The sequence below is a fragment of the Pseudomonas fluorescens genome (genome assembly GCF_000968015.1).
GTDB classification, from domain to species: domain Bacteria; phylum Pseudomonadota; class Gammaproteobacteria; order Pseudomonadales; family Pseudomonadaceae; genus Aquipseudomonas; species Aquipseudomonas fluorescens_W.
Window position 1 is genome coordinate 1 of record NZ_LACH01000139.1, and the last position, 262, is coordinate 262.

General features: G+C 51.9%; 1 pseudogene. It reads right to left on the minus strand.

Annotation, left to right across the window (positions count from 1 at the left end):
• Positions 1-262: pseudogene (locus VD17_RS32885) on the minus strand (copper resistance protein B); the annotation flags it as partial.

The following is a 262-nucleotide window of genomic DNA, read 5'->3' on the forward strand; positions in this document are numbered from 1 at the left end:
CATGAAGGAGTTGAGTTTTTTATCGTGGACACCATGACCAGCAACATCTGGAAAGGCGGCTGCACGGTCAGCATCGGTAAGTACGGGAACTGGGGTTCGACTGGTGGTAGTCGCCCCTCCATCCATACTTTCCATTCCGTCCATTTGCCCGTCATCCATACTCATCTTGCTATGGTCCATCGCTCCCATTGAGCCATGGTCCATCTTAGAGTGATCCGTCTCTTCAGCGGCGTGAGCCATAACAAAGAAAGCAGGACTGGTA